Below are 15,387 nucleotides of genomic sequence, written 5' to 3' on the forward strand. Positions count from 1 at the left end.
AGATGCTAGGCTGGGGTAATTGCGATCGCAGAATTAGAGTTAAATAAAAGTACCTGATATTAAAATACTTGCATGAACTCAAGGGTTGATTTGTTGACTCGCATTACTCAAACTCCTGGTCAGTGTGGTGGTCGTCCTTGTATTCGAGGCATGAGGATTCGTGTGAGTGATATTTTAGAAATGTTGGCTGAGAATGTCAGTGTTTCTGAGATTTTAGAGGATTTTCCCGATCTTGAACTCGAAGATATCCAAGCCTGTCTATTGTTTGCAGCACGGCGAACTGACTTTCCTCGATTGACAGCATGAAAATTTGGATTGATGCTCAGTTGCCTCCTACATTAGCACTTTGGCTGACTGAGACTTTTGACGTAGAGGCTACTGCCTTACGAGAGCTTGGATTACGAGATGCTAATAGATGTGGAGATTTTTGAGGCAGCACGAGTCGCTAAGGCGGTAATCATGACCAAAGACAGCGATTTTGTTGACTTGGCCTGTCGGTTAGGAATACCACCTCAAATTCTCTGGCTAACCTGTGGTAATGTCACAAATCGCAATTTACAGCGACTACTTGCGATCGCTTTACCTGATGCAATAGAACAACTGCGGCAAGGAGAAGCAATTGTAGAAATTACCAGTAGTTCTTGAGCGCAGCAATTGCATCTTGCTCTGTTTCAGGAAGCTGTTTTACTCGTGCGATCGCTTGTTCAAGTAGCTTGGTCATAGCTGTTATGCTGCTGTCAAAAAGACCTGCTGACTATCTATTCTACGCTTTTAGGGGAAATTGAAGCCTGCGTACTCCACAGTGATGTGCGATCGCACTCAACACGAAACGGATTGACTACTGTATTCATCGCAGCATCAAATTTATCCCTTCTGAATGTTAGTTAATTGGTATCGCTGGGAAGATTAGTATAAGGTAATGCTTTGTTTTTATATTTAACCCGTAGACATGTACTAACTAAATACTAATCACATCAGGAGTATTTCATGATTCCACTGATTTTGGGTGCTGCTGCTTTGGCTACTGGAGCTTTCGGAGCAGTAAAAGGTGCTGAAGGCATTGGCAATATGAATCAGGCAAAAGAAATTGGTGAACAGGCTCAACAAAAATACGAAAGTAGCTTGCAAAAATTAAAAGCAACCTGGGAAATTACCAACCAGTCAGCAGAAGTTTATGGTCAAATGCAGCTTCGTATCAAGCAGGGTACAATTTCAAACTTTATAGCTTTTATTGAGAGAATTGGTCAGCGAGCTTCCCAAAACAATCTGGACATTCTAACTGGATTAGACATCTCCACTCAACAAATTCAGGAGTACAAAAAAGAAGTTATCAAAGCTGAACAGTGGTACAAGGTGGTGTGTCAGCAGCCGTGGCAGCCTCAGTAGCAGGTTCTGCTGCAATTACCTTAGCAAGGAATGTAGGTACTGTTACTGTTTCCAGGTTTTTTGGATTGTGGGCTAGTGAAGTCGCTATCTCACAAGTTGGTGGTGCTGCGGCTTGGACTGGAGCCATAACTTGGTTAGGTGGTGGTACTAGTATGGCGGTTGGTGGTGCTGTATTGGGAGGTATTACACTCGGCCCCGCGTTGATGGTTGGGGGTTTTCAACTTGCTGGTAAGGGTGAGGAAGCTTTGACTAAAGCGCGAGAGTATGAAGCTAATGTCAACGTAGAGATTGCCAATATTGAAGCAGCTCAAGATTTTCTCTTACAGGTTAAACGACGAACAGTGGAATTGGCTAATTTAATATGTAATTTAAACAACCGTGCTAAATCTGCACTTCAAGAGCTTGAAGCCCAACCTTTTAATCGCGATCGCGATGCTAGCAAATTTCAAGAGGTAGCACTTTTAATTAAAGCACTTGCAGAAATTATGAAAATTCCTATTTTAGATAATGAAGGACTGTTAAACCCTTCTACTTTAACCATCCAAGCTAAATACAAAACTCTGGGAGGTATTTAGCAATGGTTTTAGCAAGTATCAATACAATATGTACTGCGGTTAACGCCACAAAATCGTTAGTAACCATTGTTTCCAGTTACAAGCAAATTGGAGAGCAAGAACGGACTAAAAGGCGTGAGATAGCAGCTTTGGAAAAAACACAATGTGTTGATATAGTTTCTTCAGCTTATACTGAATATAAAATAATTGCCGAACAAGAACAGACAAAGAGACGAGAGATTGAAGCTTGGGAAAACGAAACAATCACCAAGATTAACACCCAGCGAGAGTTGCTGATGGCATATCTAGATCGCTCTTTTGATGAACGTGCAGAAAACTTTCGCGCTTTGTTTGCTGTCGTTGATAATGCGATCGCATCCGGCAATAATGAACAACTAGCCCTTACATTAAACTCAATCACAGAAATAGCTAAATCCTGCCCATTCAAAGAACTTGCAAATTTAGCTTCTGTTCGCGCCGCTCTAGATGATCCAAATCACGAATGGACATTTTGATTTTATAACAGCGCGATCGCTCTGCCAAAAGTTTCTAAAAAAGCCTACCAATGTAGGTTTTTTTCATTTTGTGCAAGGCTTACAGGCTACAGGCGCTCTGAGATAATAGCGATCGCCACTATAACCATCTTGCCTTGCAACATATTACAATACAACATATTGCAATACAACTTTCATAAGATAATGAGCAAAGAAAATATTACGTTTCGGATAGATAGTGATCAGAAGGCTGCACTTGATGCGATCGCAGCCGGAATGAATCGCGATCGCAGCTACGTACTTAATGAGGCGGTAGCCACTTATCTAGAGATGTATCAGTGGCAAATTGAGGAAATTCAAAAGGGGATTGCTGAAGCGGATGCTGGAGATTTTGCCAGTGATGAAGAAGTAAAAGCGACTTTTGCAAGGCTCACCAATGCAGATTAAGTGGCTGCGTCGTGCGCTTCGTAATTTGGAACAAGCCCATAGCTACATCCGGAAAGAGAATCCACAAGCAGCGCAGGAAGTGATATTGAGGATTCAACTTGCTGCCAGTCAACTTGAGAATTATCCTTTTATAGGGCGAACTGGACGTATAGAAGGTACAAGGGAGCTAGTAATTTCTAGCACGCCATATATTGTTATTTATCGAGTCAAAGAAGAGTCAATAGAAATTCTTCGAGTTTTCCACACCTCAAAGCGCTATCCAGATTAGCGATCGCCCCTCACCTCATTTTCCGATGCGCTCAAGTTCCTCTGGCAATACTCGCCGTAATGTCTCTTCTAACGGTTCACGGCGCTGCTGAATGTACTCACCCAAGGCATCGTTAATCAAAGTTTGGTAATTTCCCCCACCTGCTGCGTAAACTTGGTCACGAAACCATGCTAGTACTTCATCATCTAGGCGAATTGTAATTCGAGTTATGCCTGTTGGTGTTGATTCAATCGCTCCCCGCTTGCCCTGGCTAAAATCATACTCAGCTTCCATAATTTCCAAATCTAATACAATTTGACAGTCCCAAATCTGGATTTTTGTCAAAAGCTTGGATATCCTCTACATGCGATCGCAAAATCTCTTCAATTTTTCTGGTTGAACAATTGCCATAACGCATCCAAATGAATTATCTTTTGATCGTAAATAGACCAATGCTGTAGTGGTTTAGCATTGCTAAATCCCTACGAAAGATGTAGTTTTCACCAGACTTATATTTAGTATTTATTGTCAAGGCGTAAGTCATAAGGTTATGGTCAAACAATAACTTCACGCTTGCATTGTCAGCATTTACCGTTCTCGATCAGCCGCATAGCTTAGGCAACCCAATATATCTTCTTGTGTCAAATAAGGAAAGTCATCAAGTACTTCCTCGTAGGTCATCCCAAAGGCAAGATAAGATAAAACATCATATACAGTAATTCGCATTCCTCGAATACAAGGCTTACCACCTCGTTTTCCTGGTTCGATTGTAATAATGTTTTGGTACTGCACAGCTATCAAACCTCAAAAATCTTCATCATCAACAAAAAACTCCGCATCGTCTTCCAATCGAGAATTAGCCTGCCCAATACCAGCAACGCCCCAGAGAGGTTGCAGCAGTGCCATGCCAATTAACCCTACACCAGCACTAAAAGCCAGCACTAAACCCATTGGTATCTGAATGGATTGGAATGTTAAGAATTTTAACGATACGGGTGTGGCGTTTTGGACTGAAATAATTGCGATCGCGATTACCCAAACCGCTACAACTAGAGATGTTAAAAAAGGAGCGATTTTCATAGTTTGATAAAAGTTAGGAGTGAGGAGTTATTAATTTAGAACTCATAACTCATAACTGTTAATAGCATTTAAAAGTGAAGAATTGTAAATTTACAACTTTTTACTTTTAACTCTTAACTCTTAACTCCTAATTCTTATCCCTCTAGTTTAGCAATGGCACTCTCTAACTCTTGGGCGATTTGGGTGAGTTTTTCGGGAGTGTTGGTTTCTAAATAGACGCGCACCAGTGGTTCTGTACCGGAAGGACGCAATAAAACCCAGCTACCTTCTTCTAAATAGAGCTTAATACCATCTTTACGCCCCACTTCCTTGACTTTAATTCCTGCTACTTCTGTAGGTGGATTTTTGGTAAAAGAGTCGATGACGGCGATTTTGTGCGCCTCTGTGAGGTGCAAGTCTAGACGGTTGTTGTAAAGTGGGCCATCGGCTTCGGCGATCGCTTCTTTGACAAGTTGACTCAGAGGTTTACCTTCATAAGCGATCGCTTCTGCCACCAGCATATCGGCTAATACCCCGTCTTTTTCGGGAATATGCCCGATAATACTCAAACCCCCTGATTCTTCTCCACCAATTAACACAGCAGTTTCCCGCATTTTTTCGCCGATGTATTTAAAACCAACTGGTGTTTCATAAATTTGCAGCCCATTTTTAGCAGCGAAATTATCTAGTAGGTGAGTTGTCGCCACAGTGCGGACTATCGCGCCAGTTTTACCTTTATTTCTGATTAAATGACGTGCTAGAACTAGCAGCACAGTATTCGGAGTAAGGACGGTTCCTTGTTCATCGACGATACCAAAGCGATCGCTATCTCCATCCGTTGCCAAACCCAAATCAGCGCGATCGCGAACTACTGCTTCCACTAACTCAACTAATTGTTCTCCTTTGGGTTCTGGCATCCCACCCCCAAATAACACATCCCTCCAATCGTGGAAACTTTCTAACTGAACGCCACTATGTTGCAAAACTTCATCTAAATAGCCACGAGAGGTAGAATACAAAGCATCGTACTTTACCTTTAAATTAGCGCTTTTAATTTTTTCTATATCAAGTAGAGTGTAGATAAATTGCAGGTAATCTGATTTCGGATCGAAAATTGAAATTGAACCTGATGGGTTACTTCCAGGCAACTCATCCGATGCACTTTCTATATTTGCCACAATAGTATCAGTAATCTCTGGAGTGGCAGGCCCAGCATAATCAGGTATATATTTAATTCCACAGTAGGGTGCTGGATTATGACTAGCAGTAAACATTAATGCCCCAGCAGAATTTAGATGACGGGCGTTGTAGGCAATTACTGGTGTGGGACAATCCCGATCAGTAATTTTTACAGTCCAACCCAAGTCTGCCAAAACTTGGGCCGATGTTTGGGCAAACTGGTCAGCTAAAAAGCGAGTATCGTAGGCAATAAGTACTGGTCTATCTTTTTTGTAGGCTGTATTCAAGTAAGTGGCTATTGCTCTTGTTACTTTCCGCACATTGGGGAAAGTAAAGTCATCGGCAATAATCCCTCGCCATCCATCAGTACCAAATTTTATCTTGCTGGACATTTTTGCTACTTGCTCCCGTACATTATCAGTACTATAAAAGCTTCCCGCAAAGCGCGTGTAGCAGCAACTATCCTCCGAAGTTCTTTTCTAAGCAAGCCTTAGTTTAAACTTCTCCTCACCGTATTTTCTCTCACTGTTTCTGAGCAATGTCAACCCCCGATCGACCTTTTGCCAGTTATCACCTTTGGTCTCTAGTTGCCCCAGCGACTGGGCAAGAACGCTGGCATTGCCAGATGAGACGGGGGTTTATCAAAGCACGGCAACACGAACCACAAGTCAAAGCGCTTTTAGGGCAAGCCACCGCGCCCCAGAGAATTGGCATACTTGCCCAAAAAGGCATTTATGAGTTTCATCATCACAGGTATCTGTTGAAGCAAGCAGATGGTGTAGAAAGAGTTGCACAGTTACTTAAATTAGGCAACTCAAGCGTTCAAGTCCAGCAACGCGTGCTGCAAATTCTGAAAAAATATCACGATGCGCCGTTGCTTTTGGATAAAGATATTATCCAATTAACTCCAGGTGATGAAGGCTTTCCTAAACCGATAGTAGTGGAACAAGAAGATTATTGCTTTCGCTTATATGCGGCTATGGACTGCGTTTTTCTTGAGAGCGATCGCACAATACATATTTTAGATTTCAAAACTGGTAAGTCGGCTTTTGACCGACGACAGGCATTAGTTTATTTGGTGGCTGCTCGTTATCTTTACCCTGGACAGGAAGCTGTTGCATCATTTTATAATTTAGAAATATGTAAAAAGTCTGAGTTAATTAGCATCAATAATAGTGAATTAGAATACTTAAAATTTGAGTTAGCTAATATTGCCCACAAGCACCAGCACGATTTGCAAAAATATCAGGAAAAAAGTAGTAATTTCAGTAAAATATTTCCTCCCAATCCTGGCTCTCACTGCCGTTTTTGCCCATTTAACTCAATCTGTGAGTTTGCCGATTTTAAGCAGTATAAATCGTATCCATTGCCTAGTTTAAGGGTTAATAGTTAATTGGGAAAGGGAAAGATAATTTACAAAGTTTGCTTGTGGGAGACATCGTATCCCAAATAAATACCTGAAAATATTGACTGACAAGTATTTAGAACCAGGAATTTAAATGCGTCTTATTTACGCCTTTATCTTCGTTAAATCTTTAAGAAACATCTGCTAAATACTCGTATTTTTACTGACCTCATTCTCCACTCCTGTCAGACAACCTAGGCGCCCGATCAGTCAGGAAAAGTTACTCCTGAAGTTCTTCAAGACATCCGCGATATTGTAAGTAAGCACGAAAATTGGTTTTGTGTTGAATGCGCTGATGAAATTGAGGCTTACTTGAGACAGCAAGGTATTCATGGAGAGCGAGTTAAACTTGATACAACCAAACAAGAGCCAGAAGATGATTATATTATGGATAATAGTCTCCCAGTAAGTGCAGATGCTATTTCAATGAATGGGCATCATGAAGGGATTGCGATTAAAATAAATGGAGAAGAAAAAGTTTTTGACAACCACCATAGTGATGGACTATCAAAAGAGCAGTGGATGAATAATCTCACATTTTATAGCAAGGAATATAACCGAGCAAGTTTTCAGAAATCAGGGTACTCATTTTAAATTTAGGTGAAGGTAATCAATATGAATAATCTTGCTAAACTTCTCCAAGATATAAAAGATAACCCCACTCTATATTTAGATAGACCCTCGATTACTTGTCTTCACTCATTCTTGGTTGGGTATTTAGGCACTCTAAGTAAATTGGGGTTTACTCAGGAAGGTTGGGCAATGGAAGGATTTCAAGAGTGGATACAAGAAAGAGCAAAAACTAAGGTTTCACAATCATGGGCGGGAATAATTCTTTTTGGCGGGAGCGAGAGAAGTGCCTTCTATAGTTTTTTTAAACTATTTGATGAATTTTTGAAAAGGGAGGAAATTTCAAAAAATGAAATTAATGAAGTTGGAGAAAATTTAAAATATAATGTGGATGATTTGAAGCCCCGCATATATGATTACAATCTTTCCGAGCTTCTAGGGCGTATTAAAAAAAGCCCAGGCATGTTTTTAGGTACTGCTTCAATTACTAAGTTTGATATGTATTTAAGAGGATACATACTTGCTAAAAGAGAACTTGGTTTAGCTCTAACCAATCAAGAAAGAGAATTTGAAGGTTTTCAATCTTGGGTTAAAGAAAAATATGAAATTAACTCAGGTCAGTCATGGGCTAAGATAATTCTTTTCTATTCTATAGACGAGTACGAGGCACTACAGAAATTTTTTGAATTGTATGAAGAATACTTGAATAGAAACAAGAGTTCAGAAGTAGACGAAAATAGTGGTTAAGTAGCGAGTAAGGTGTGTTATGCCGTAGGCTAACATACCCGACTCGTTAAATTCAATTGGAGTAATCAATATGAAGAATCTATCTAGACTTCTCCAAGATATTAAAGAAAATCCAGTCATGTATATAGATAAGCCATCAATTACTCACCTTAGTTCCTTTGTAAGTGGGTGGTATTTCAGTCAAATAAACCACTTCGGATTCAATCCAGAAGGTTACCCAATGCAAGGATTTGACGAGTGGATGCAAGAAAGAGCAAAAACTACAGTTTCACGATCATGGACTGAGATAATTCTGTTTCTTTGTCGGACTGATAGAAATGCCTTCTACAGATTTTTTGAAGAATATGAGCAGTTTCTAAAACATAAAGATGATTCCAAAATTCAAGAAAGTGAAGAAAAAGCTAGCCCTACTGAAGATAATTCAAAGTTTCGTCAATTTGATATTTACAACGAGATTCTAAAGGGCATAAAGAAAAGACCGGGTATGTACTTAAGAACTAGTCCAATCACTGAACTAGATATGCTTTTGCGAGGATATAGTCTGTCTCAAAGAGAAGTTAGCGTACCCCCAACTGAGCCAGAAAGGGAATTTGAGGGATTTCAATCATGGATTGAAGATAAATATGGAATTAACTCAGGCCAGTCATGGTCTAAAATAATTCTTTTCTATTCTGTAGATGAGTATGAGGCACTACAGAAATTTTTTGAATTGTTTGAAGAATACTTGAATAGGAACAAGAGTTTAGAAGTAGACCAAAATAGTGGTTAAGCATAGGGTATTAAGGTGCGTTAGCCTACGGCATAACACACCCTACTCACTTAGCGCCTTTCCTCAATGCCCTAATTTAAAAAGGCGGTAATTCTTTAAGAATTGTGAACCGGATATGATTTATTGCCAAATCGCCAATGGGGATATCTTCTTTGGTTAGCCGCTCACCTTGACTTGTCACAGTTTCAAAGGTGATACCTTTGCCAATTTCAATGTGATACCAGCACAAGCCCATAAAAAAGCGCGTCGGATAAGGGCCACCTTCACCGATATCATCAGGATTTGATTCCATTGGCAACCAACCAAAATTCGGGACGTAGAACTCCAACCAAACATGATTAAAGTCGGGTTGTAGCGGTACTCCTAGTAAATCACTATGGGGAGGACATTTGTATCTACCTACGGTGCGGCAGGGGATGCCATTTAAACGGGATAGGGCAAGTAAAACGCCGACATATTCGCCACAGGAACCAACGCCCCGTTCTAAAACTGTATCTGGCGTGTCAATGTAAGGTTTAATACCATAAGACAACTCATCATAGACGTAGTTGCGGATGCTGTGCATTTTTCGTAGCACATTGGTTTCAGAACCAATCGCTTCTCTGGCAGCACGGCGAACAATGGTAGTATCCATTGCTAAATCGTCGTCATCCACTAGGTAGCGTGTTTCTAATTCTGAAGATAATTTAGGTATATTTTCTACATCCCTGGGTGTGATGCGATACTTAATTCCGCGAACTTCCAAAAGTGCTTTCCAGCCAAATATATGCCGTTCACCTGGGGCAAGAGAATCAAATTTAAAGACTGCTACACGTTGCCCCTGTACCACTTCTTCGGTAAAGGGTATACCAATAGGTTCAACGTGTTTTACCTTTTGACGCTCAGTTTCCGATGGTAAGGCGATGCGCCATTCTACATCAGGTAAATGCACCTCGTCTAAGGGTGCAATTTCCTCAGCGTAGGACATTTCAATCAGATAGCCGTTAGAGAGGGCGTAGCGCTTATCTGGATCGTAATGATAATACAGAGGGTGAATAAAAGTGCGATCGCGGAATGTTAGCTCATGACTCGGATCAGCATTTGGATTGTCCCGAATATAAGCCTCCTCTGAGGCGTAAGCAACGTAAATACTTTCTTTGCCTGTTTCGGCATTTTTATGTATCGCTATGCCTGTGGGACATTCAAATGGTGTCAGGACGCTGAATTGCAGTTCTCCTGTGGCCCTGTCCATCGCGTAAACTGATTGTTCGGTGCGATCGCAAATCCACAGCATTTCTTGGGTGACTGCTAAATTCTCTATCCCAACACCTGGGGCATAAAACCTGGTAATCTCTTTTCGCGTTTCGCGGTCATAAATCAGAATGTAGCCTAGCCTTTGGCAGCTGACATAAACCGTTGTTTCCCAAACAGCAACGCCGTCAGCAGGATAAGGTAATGTTACAAAATGTTCCAGATCCAAATCATTGAGATTGCACAAGTAAACACTATTTTCTTGGCTCACCCACAGGGTATCTTCCCACGCAGCTAGACCAGTGACATCAGTAAATTCTTTAACTTGATGCGGATTAATAATTTTGCTGTTGTCAGAAGTAGGATCAATTTCTAGTAGATGCCCTTTAATACTGTCAATGGCAATCAATCTGTCTTTAATGAAAGTAATGCCACACAGGGTAGCAGCAGTAAGTGGTCGAATTGTCTTTTGCCCAAACATCTGGCTAACGGTCAAAGTGGGGAGTGCAAAACTCATATTAATTCATCATATTTCTTGAATGGTTTAGCACGCTTAAGCAATTCAAAATTCAAAATTTAGCTTCACAAGTTGGCTAGATTGGGAAATCCTACTGGCACACCAGTTAGCTTGAGCGGGGAAATACACAAGCGACTAACTCAACTTTGGGCAAAATTTCAAATGTTCGCGTAGCGTCTCGTAGAGGATAAATGCAATCGTGCCATGCATTCTGGCTATTGACGAGATATAAATTAAAGCAATGACAGCCTAAAATTAATTGTGGCATATGCTCTGTAACTAAGCTTTAAACCTCTATAACTCATAATTATCGGTACAATGTGTTCGGAAAAACTCTTTCGTGAGAAATAACACTACCTCAAAAAAGTATAAATTTACAAATGTTAAGAATTACAGATACACTCATGCAACTGGGCGATCGCCTTAATGTAACTTTAGAAGATGGAATTCCTGCCATCACTAAATTATGATCGAATTTTGTAACCATTTCCTGTGACCTACACGATGTCTGCTAATTCTCTGCCTGAAGGTGCCGCCGTTTGGCATAGTTTAGAAGTTGATAAAGCGCTAGACCTGCTCGATAGTAATGCAGACAGTGGCTTAACACCCCAAGAAATTCAACAGAGATTACAAAGGTACGGCCCCAACGAACTTGAAGAAACTGCTGGCCGTAGTACTTGGGAAATCCTGCTGGATCAGTTCAAGAACATTATGTTGTTGATGCTGATTGGTGTAGCTCTGATTTCTGGCTTTTTAGACCTGATGGCTTTGCGGGAGGGTCGCTTGAAGCCTGGTGAAGTGCCATTTAAAGATACCATCGCTATTTTAGCAATTGTCATCCTCAATGGCATACTTGGCTACGTTCAAGAAAGCCGTGCCGAAAAAGCCTTGGCAGCCCTGAAAAAAATGACCTCTCCCTTAGTGCGCGTCATCCGCGACGCTAGATTGGTGGAGATAGCAGCCAAGGAATTAGTCCCAGGGGATGTAATGCTGCTGGAAGCTGGGATGCAGATAGCCGCAGATGGACGCTTGATCGAACAGTCTAATTTACAAGTGCGTGAGTCGGCATTGACTGGTGAAGCCGAAGCGGTAAATAAACAGGCATCATTAAAATTGCCGGAGGAAACATCATTAGGCGATCGCCTAAATGTCGTGTTTCAAGGAACTGAAGTAGTCCAAGGGCGCGGCAAGGTTCTGGTGACTAACACTGGAATGACTACAGAACTCGGCAAAATTGCCACCATGTTGCAGGCGGTGGAAAGTGAACCGACACCGTTACAGCAACGGATGACTCAACTGGGTAATGTCCTAGTTACGGGTTCTTTGATTCTTGTGGCGATCGTCGTTATCGGTGGTGTAATCAAGGACGGAGGTTTCAAAAATATCCAAGAACTCTTGGAAGTTTCCTTGAGTATGGCGGTTGCTGTAGTGCCAGAAGGTTTACCTGCTGTAATTACCGTCACCTTGGCACTGGGAACCCAGCGAATGGTGCGCCAGAATGCCTTAATTCGCAAATTGCCAGCAGTGGAAACATTGGGTTCTGTAACTACCATCTGTTCTGATAAAACTGGTACGCTGACGCAAAATAAAATGGTGGTGCAATCGGTTTCCACTAATAACAAAACTTTTCGCGTCATTGGCGAAGGCTACACTCCCACAGGAGACTTTCAGTTAGATGGTCAAAAAATTTCCCTAGAGGACTCTCCAGAAATCTCAGCGCTATCAGTCGCCTGTACTGTTTGTAATGATTCGGTGTTGCAAAAAGAACAAGGTGAATGGGCGATTTTGGGAGATCCCACAGAGGGAGCATTGTTAACAATGGCGGGCAAAGCTGGAATCGAAAAAGACCAGTGGAACAGTAAATTACCTCGTGTTGCAGAGTTTCCCTTTTCCTCAGAACGGAAGCGGATGAGCGTGATTTCTCAGGTGGAGGGAGTCGCTACAGGTGACGCATCTTCGAGAGGCATTGACCCAGCGATCGCTAGTTTGATCGAATCTGAACCTTACTTAATGTTTACCAAAGGTTCTCCAGAGTTAACCTTGGCACGTTCCACTCAGATTCATTTGGGCAATCACTCAGTCCCCTTAACTGAAGAACAACGCCAGAAAATTTTGGCAGAAAATGACCTGATGGCGAGTAAAGGTTTGCGGGTGCTAGGTTTTGCCTACAAACCCCTGGCAGAAATTCCACCAGAAAGTTCAAGCGAGACATCTGAACAAGATTTGGTATGGCTGGGATTGGTGGGAATGCTAGATGCGCCACGCCCAGAGGTAAGGTTATCAGTTCAAGAATGTCGAGATGCAGGTATTCGCCCAGTGATGATTACAGGCGACCACCAATTAACAGCACGAGCGATCGCTACCGATTTAGGAATTGCCAAAGAAGGCGATCGCTTACTAACAGGTCAAGAATTGCAACGGATGACTGACCAGGAACTAGAGCAAAATGTTGATTTGGTGAGCATCTATGCCAGAGTTTCCCCAGAACACAAATTGCGAATTGTCCAAGCACTGCAACGCCGGGGTCGATTTGTCGCCATGACAGGCGATGGTGTTAACGATGCCCCAGCCCTCAAACAAGCTGACATTGGTATTGCGATGGGCATTACTGGCACTGATGTAAGTAAAGAAGCCAGCGATATGGTATTACTTGATGACAACTTCGCCACCATTGTCAGCGCCACCAAGGAAGGTAGAGTTGTTTACACCAATATTCGCCGCTTTATTAAATACATTCTGGGCAGTAACATTGGCGAAGTTCTCACAATTGCAGCAGCACCCTTAATTGGTTTGGGAGGCGTTCCCCTTACTCCCCTACAAATTTTGTGGATGAACTTGGTAACAGACGGTTTACCAGCTTTGGCATTAGCTGTGGAACCTCCAGAACCGGATGTGATGCAACGTCCGCCTTTTAGTCCCCGCGAAAGTATTTTTGCTAGGGGATTGGGTTCTTACATGATTCGCATTGGTATCATTTTTGCCATTATCACCATTACCTTAATGTGGTGGGCTTATCAACATACCCATGCCCCTGGCTATCAGGGAAATCCCGAAGCTTGGAAGACAATGGTATTTACTACCTTGTGTATCGCCCAAATGGGTCATGCGATCGCTATTCGCTCCAATAACCGACTGACCATCGAGATGAATCCTTTCTCTAATATATTTGTACTAGCGGCTGTTGTTGTCACCACGATTTTGCAGTTAATGCTAATCTACGTCCCACCCCTGCGAGATTTCTTTGGTACTCACTACCTGAATCTGCAAGAATTGGGCGTTTGTATTGGCTTCAGTGCCTTAATGTTTGTCTGGATTGAAGCAGAGAAGATATTTCTGCGGATTATGGGCAAGAAGGCCGTGTAAATGGGGGATGAGGGGGATAAGGGGGATAAGGGGGATAAGGGGGAATAATTGCTTGCTTCCTCATCTCCCCTGCTTCCCCCACTCCCTACTCCCTACTCCCCACTCCCCAATATGTACCTCAAAACTTTAAGCCTCCGACAATTTCGCAATTATCAAGACCAGCAGGTTGAGTTTACTGCTGCCAAAACAATTTTGGTAGGTAATAACGCTCAGGGAAAGTCAAATTTGTTGGAGGCAGTAGAGTTGCTGGCGACATTGCGATCGCACCGAATCACCCGCGATCGCGATTTGGTTCAAGAAGGGGAAGCCATAGCCCAAATTAATGCCACCCTTGAGCGACAAACAGGCATCAGTGACCTGACTTTAACCCTCCGCCGCAATGGTCGCCGTAGCGTTGCCCTCAATGGTGAATCTATCCGCCGTCAAATGGATTTTCTCGGCGTTCTCAATGCAGTCCAATTTTCCAGCCTCGATTTAGAACTAGTACGCGGTGGCCCGGAAGGTCGTCGTAACTGGTTAGATACACTCTTAATTCAACTCGAACCAGTTTATGCTCACATTTTGCAGCAGTATAACCATGTGTTACGCCAGCGCAATGCTTTTTTAAAACGCCATGTGGAGACTTTGGATGCAACGTCTCTACAGTCAGAACTGGCGGTGTGGGATGCACAGTTAGCTACTACAGGAACCAGGGTAATTAGACGACGCGATCGCGCCATCCAACGATTAGCTCCCATTGCTACGGCTTGGCACGCCAGTATTAGCGGCAGTACAGAAGCTCTACAAATCAAGTATTTGCCGAATATTCCTTTAGAAGATAACCATCCAGAAGAAGTGCAGCAAGCTTTTTTAGCAAAAATTCAGCAGCGAGCGATCGCCGAAATGCACCAAGGCACTACTCTTGTCGGCCCCCATCGAGATGAAATAGAATTAACTATTAACCAGACACCCGCTCGTCAATACGGTTCTCAAGGTCAACAACGAACGCTGGTTCTAGCCTTAAAGTTAGCAGAATTACAATTAATTGAGGAAGTCGTCAAAGAGCCACCATTGCTATTACTTGATGATGTGCTAGCCGAACTAGATTTATCCCGCCAAAATCAATTGCTTGATGCTATTCAAGACCGCTTTCAGACCCTAATTACTACTACTCACTTGGGTTCTTTTGATTCCCAATGGTTGAAATCTTCACAAATTCTTTTTGTGAAAGCAGGAGAAATAATCCAACATCAATAATTATAAAAATCATATTTATAGTAGTTGAAGCATAGTTTATACCAATTCGTAATTCGTAATTAATAAACTTATACCGTTTATTTGTGAAGCTGCATACAGCACTTGCGTCTGTTATGAGGTACAATAAAATAAAATATAAATACATTTAAATGAAGTCATACTCTGTCGATCTTCGAGAAAAAAT

The 15,387-nt window shown here is 42.1% G+C and carries 19 protein-coding genes and 1 pseudogene; 14 read left to right on the forward strand and 6 right to left on the reverse strand.

Annotated elements, in window-relative coordinates; all coding sequences use genetic code 11:
* The first annotated feature begins 72 nt into the window (after nt 1–72).
* The 8 genes from V7K25_RS20200 (at nt 73) to V7K25_RS20235 (ending at nt 3,149) form a co-directional block, all read left to right on the forward strand.
* Nucleotides 73–306, forward strand: a complete 234-nt coding sequence (locus V7K25_RS20200; RefSeq protein WP_094347793.1) for a DUF433 domain-containing protein — start codon at nt 73–75, stop codon at nt 304–306.
* Entirely contained in the window at nt 303–431 is a 129-nt protein-coding gene (locus V7K25_RS20205; protein WP_335160275.1) for a hypothetical protein, read from the forward strand. Before V7K25_RS20200 ends, V7K25_RS20205 begins: the two co-directional genes overlap by 4 nt.
* Nucleotides 406–645, forward strand: a complete 240-nt coding sequence (locus V7K25_RS20210) for a DUF5615 family PIN-like protein (RefSeq protein ID WP_335160276.1) — start codon at nt 406–408, stop codon at nt 643–645. Before V7K25_RS20205 ends, V7K25_RS20210 begins: the two co-directional genes overlap by 26 nt.
* A 342-nt stretch (nt 646–987) precedes the next feature.
* Complete coding sequence (locus tag V7K25_RS20215) at nt 988–1,386, forward strand: hypothetical protein (protein WP_335160277.1); 399 nt, start codon at nt 988–990, stop codon at nt 1,384–1,386.
* A complete protein-coding gene (locus V7K25_RS20220) occupies nt 1,344–1,961 on the forward strand; it encodes a hypothetical protein (RefSeq protein ID WP_335160278.1) in 618 nt (205 codons plus the stop codon). The genes V7K25_RS20215 and V7K25_RS20220 overlap by 43 nt, the downstream gene beginning before the upstream one ends.
* A gap of 2 nt (nt 1,962–1,963) precedes the next feature.
* Complete coding sequence (locus V7K25_RS20225) at nt 1,964–2,455, forward strand: hypothetical protein (protein ID WP_335160279.1); 492 nt, start codon at nt 1,964–1,966, stop codon at nt 2,453–2,455.
* A 183-nt stretch (nt 2,456–2,638) separates the two neighbouring features.
* Nucleotides 2,639–2,881 carry a CopG family ribbon-helix-helix protein gene (locus V7K25_RS20230; RefSeq protein WP_335160280.1) on the forward strand — a complete coding sequence of 81 codons (243 nt, stop codon included), beginning with the start codon at nt 2,639–2,641 and terminating at the stop codon, nt 2,879–2,881.
* The gene (locus V7K25_RS20235) at nt 2,871–3,149 is read left to right on the forward strand and encodes a type II toxin-antitoxin system RelE/ParE family toxin (protein WP_335160281.1); all 279 of its coding nucleotides are present in this window, start codon (nt 2,871–2,873) and stop codon (nt 3,147–3,149) included. The genes V7K25_RS20230 and V7K25_RS20235 overlap by 11 nt, the downstream gene beginning before the upstream one ends.
* A gap of 15 nt (nt 3,150–3,164) precedes the next feature.
* Here V7K25_RS20235 and V7K25_RS20240 read toward each other — a convergent pair whose 3' ends face one another.
* From V7K25_RS20240 to V7K25_RS20255, 5 genes are all read right to left on the reverse strand, one after another.
* On the reverse strand, nt 3,165–3,422 hold the full coding sequence (locus tag V7K25_RS20240; protein WP_335160291.1) for a BrnA antitoxin family protein: 258 nt from the start codon (nt 3,420–3,422) through the stop codon (nt 3,165–3,167).
* Entirely contained in the window at nt 3,412–3,546 is a 135-nt protein-coding gene (locus V7K25_RS31675) for a hypothetical protein (RefSeq protein WP_442948103.1), read from the reverse strand. The genes V7K25_RS20240 and V7K25_RS31675 overlap by 11 nt, the downstream gene beginning before the upstream one ends.
* 170 nt (nt 3,547–3,716) lie before the next feature.
* Nucleotides 3,717–3,920 carry a DUF433 domain-containing protein gene (locus V7K25_RS20245; protein ID WP_335160282.1) on the reverse strand — a complete coding sequence of 68 codons (204 nt, stop codon included), beginning with the start codon at nt 3,918–3,920 and terminating at the stop codon, nt 3,717–3,719.
* 12 nt (nt 3,921–3,932) lie between these two features.
* A complete protein-coding gene (locus tag V7K25_RS20250; protein WP_335160283.1) occupies nt 3,933–4,208 on the reverse strand; it encodes a LapA family protein in 276 nt (91 codons plus the stop codon).
* A gap of 134 nt (nt 4,209–4,342) precedes the next feature.
* Entirely contained in the window at nt 4,343–5,758 is a 1,416-nt protein-coding gene (locus tag V7K25_RS20255; protein WP_335160284.1) for a phosphoglucomutase/phosphomannomutase family protein, read from the reverse strand.
* A 146-nt stretch (nt 5,759–5,904) separates the two neighbouring features.
* Here V7K25_RS20255 and V7K25_RS20260 point away from each other — a divergent pair, with 146 nt between their 5' ends.
* From V7K25_RS20260 to V7K25_RS20275, 4 genes and pseudogenes are all read left to right on the forward strand, one after another.
* Entirely contained in the window at nt 5,905–6,759 is an 855-nt protein-coding gene (locus V7K25_RS20260) for a PD-(D/E)XK nuclease family protein (protein ID WP_335160285.1), read from the forward strand.
* Between the two features lie 252 nt (nt 6,760–7,011).
* Nucleotides 7,012–7,365: pseudogene (locus tag V7K25_RS20265) on the forward strand (papain fold toxin domain-containing protein); the annotation flags it as partial.
* A gap of 21 nt (nt 7,366–7,386) precedes the next feature.
* On the forward strand, nt 7,387–8,088 hold the full coding sequence (locus V7K25_RS20270; protein WP_335160286.1) for a hypothetical protein: 702 nt from the start codon (nt 7,387–7,389) through the stop codon (nt 8,086–8,088).
* A gap of 70 nt (nt 8,089–8,158) precedes the next feature.
* Nucleotides 8,159–8,857, forward strand: a complete 699-nt coding sequence (locus tag V7K25_RS20275) for a hypothetical protein (protein WP_335160287.1) — start codon at nt 8,159–8,161, stop codon at nt 8,855–8,857.
* Between the two features lie 76 nt (nt 8,858–8,933).
* On the opposite strand, the gene V7K25_RS20280 is transcribed toward V7K25_RS20275, so the two are convergent.
* Entirely contained in the window at nt 8,934–10,604 is a 1,671-nt protein-coding gene (locus tag V7K25_RS20280; RefSeq protein ID WP_335160288.1) for a transglutaminase family protein, read from the reverse strand.
* A 504-nt stretch (nt 10,605–11,108) separates the two neighbouring features.
* On the opposite strand from V7K25_RS20280, the gene V7K25_RS20285 reads away from it, so the two are divergent.
* Both V7K25_RS20285 and recF read left to right on the forward strand, forming a co-directional pair.
* Nucleotides 11,109–13,967: a cation-translocating P-type ATPase gene (locus tag V7K25_RS20285; RefSeq protein ID WP_335160292.1), complete on the forward strand. Its 2,859-nt coding sequence runs from the start codon at nt 11,109–11,111 to the stop codon at nt 13,965–13,967.
* 111 nt (nt 13,968–14,078) lie between these two features.
* Nucleotides 14,079–15,203: a DNA replication/repair protein RecF gene (gene recF, locus V7K25_RS20290; protein ID WP_335160289.1), complete on the forward strand. Its 1,125-nt coding sequence runs from the start codon at nt 14,079–14,081 to the stop codon at nt 15,201–15,203.
* Nucleotides 15,204–15,387 lie beyond the last annotated feature (184 nt).

Source organism: Nostoc sp. (assembly GCF_036919495.1).
Taxonomy (GTDB): Bacteria; Cyanobacteriota; Cyanobacteriia; order Cyanobacteriales; family Nostocaceae; genus Nostoc.

Excerpts from the sequence above, each read along its gene's own strand:
- V7K25_RS20200 (WP_094347793.1), top strand. The coding sequence starts at position 73 with ATGAACTCAAGGGTTGATTTGTTGACTCGCATTACTCAAACTCCTGGT.
- V7K25_RS20205 (WP_335160275.1), top strand. The coding sequence starts at position 303 with ATGAAAATTTGGATTGATGCTCAGTTGCCTCCTACATTAGCACTTTGG.
- V7K25_RS20210 (WP_335160276.1), top strand. The coding sequence starts at position 406 with ATGCTAATAGATGTGGAGATTTTTGAGGCAGCACGAGTCGCTAAGGCG.
- V7K25_RS20215 (WP_335160277.1), top strand. The coding sequence starts at position 988 with ATGATTCCACTGATTTTGGGTGCTGCTGCTTTGGCTACTGGAGCTTTC.
- V7K25_RS20225 (WP_335160279.1), top strand. The coding sequence starts at position 1,964 with ATGGTTTTAGCAAGTATCAATACAATATGTACTGCGGTTAACGCCACA.
- V7K25_RS20230 (WP_335160280.1), top strand. The coding sequence starts at position 2,639 with ATGAGCAAAGAAAATATTACGTTTCGGATAGATAGTGATCAGAAGGCT.
- V7K25_RS20235 (WP_335160281.1), top strand. The coding sequence starts at position 2,871 with ATGCAGATTAAGTGGCTGCGTCGTGCGCTTCGTAATTTGGAACAAGCC.
- V7K25_RS20240 (WP_335160291.1), bottom strand. The coding sequence starts at position 3,422 with ATGGAAGCTGAGTATGATTTTAGCCAGGGCAAGCGGGGAGCGATTGAA.
- V7K25_RS31675 (WP_442948103.1), bottom strand. The coding sequence starts at position 3,546 with ATGCGTTATGGCAATTGTTCAACCAGAAAAATTGAAGAGATTTTGCGA.
- V7K25_RS20250 (WP_335160283.1), bottom strand. The coding sequence starts at position 4,208 with ATGAAAATCGCTCCTTTTTTAACATCTCTAGTTGTAGCGGTTTGGGTA.
- V7K25_RS20255 (WP_335160284.1), bottom strand. The coding sequence starts at position 5,758 with ATGTCCAGCAAGATAAAATTTGGTACTGATGGATGGCGAGGGATTATT.
- V7K25_RS20260 (WP_335160285.1), top strand. The coding sequence starts at position 5,905 with ATGTCAACCCCCGATCGACCTTTTGCCAGTTATCACCTTTGGTCTCTA.
- V7K25_RS20270 (WP_335160286.1), top strand. The coding sequence starts at position 7,387 with ATGAATAATCTTGCTAAACTTCTCCAAGATATAAAAGATAACCCCACT.
- V7K25_RS20275 (WP_335160287.1), top strand. The coding sequence starts at position 8,159 with ATGAAGAATCTATCTAGACTTCTCCAAGATATTAAAGAAAATCCAGTC.
- V7K25_RS20280 (WP_335160288.1), bottom strand. The coding sequence starts at position 10,604 with ATGAGTTTTGCACTCCCCACTTTGACCGTTAGCCAGATGTTTGGGCAA.
- V7K25_RS20285 (WP_335160292.1), top strand. The coding sequence starts at position 11,109 with ATGTCTGCTAATTCTCTGCCTGAAGGTGCCGCCGTTTGGCATAGTTTA.
- recF (WP_335160289.1), top strand. The coding sequence starts at position 14,079 with ATGTACCTCAAAACTTTAAGCCTCCGACAATTTCGCAATTATCAAGAC.